This window comes from Plantactinospora solaniradicis (assembly GCF_042658085.1).
Taxonomy (GTDB): domain Bacteria; phylum Actinomycetota; class Actinomycetes; order Mycobacteriales; family Micromonosporaceae; genus Plantactinospora; species Plantactinospora solaniradicis.
Genome location: NZ_JBHSPR010000159.1, coordinates 1 through 779 on the forward strand (window position 1 = coordinate 1; position 779 = coordinate 779).

The 779-nt window shown below is 71.9% G+C and carries 1 protein-coding gene; it reads left to right on the plus strand.

Annotation, left to right across the window (positions count from 1 at the left end):
* Positions 1 to 779 (plus strand): glycosyltransferase family protein (locus tag ACFP2T_RS48035; protein WP_465264302.1); only part of this gene is annotated, 779 nt, incomplete at both ends.

A 779-nucleotide genomic window follows, 5' to 3' on the forward strand; every position in this document is an offset into this window, starting at 1 on the left:
CGCGCTGCACGACCTCGGGCCCTTCCTCGACCGGCTGCGCACCGGCGCGGACCTTGTCATGGGCAACCGGTTCAAGGGCGGCATCCAGCGGGGGGCCATGCCCGCCCTGCACCGGTTCCTCGGCAACCCGGTGCTGTCGTTCCTCGGCCGGACGTTCTTCCGGGTGCCGATCGGCGACTTCCACTGTGGGATGCGCGGATTCCGCCGGGACCGCATCCTGGACCTGTCGCTGCGGACCTCCGGCATGGAGTTCGCCAGCGAGATGGTCGCCCGCGCCGCCCTGGCCCAGCTGACCATCGACGAGGTTCCCACCACTCTCGCCCCGGACGGTCGGACCCGGGCGCCGCACCTGCGGACCTGGCGGGACGGCTGGCGGCACCTGCGGTTCCTGCTCGCCCTGAGCCCGCGCTGGATGCTGCTGTACCCCGGACTCGCGCTGCTCATCGGCGGCATCCTCGTGCTGGCCTGGCTGCTCGCCGGCCCGCAGCGCGTCGGCGGGCTGGCGTTCGACCTGCACACGATGCTCGCGGCGGCCACCGGAGTGAGCATCGGAGTGCAGGCGGTCGCCCTCGCCGTGGTGGTCCATGCCCACGCGACACAGTCCGGGTTGTTACCCGCCGACAACCGCATGGAGATGCGGATCGGAGACTTCGCGGTACGCCGGGGAGTCAGCATCGGCGCGCTGGTGGTCCTCGCCGGCCTCGGCTGTTTCGGGTACGCCCTGTGGAGCTGGGGCGCGGCCGGTTTCGACGAACTCCAGGCCGTCGAGACCATGCGAC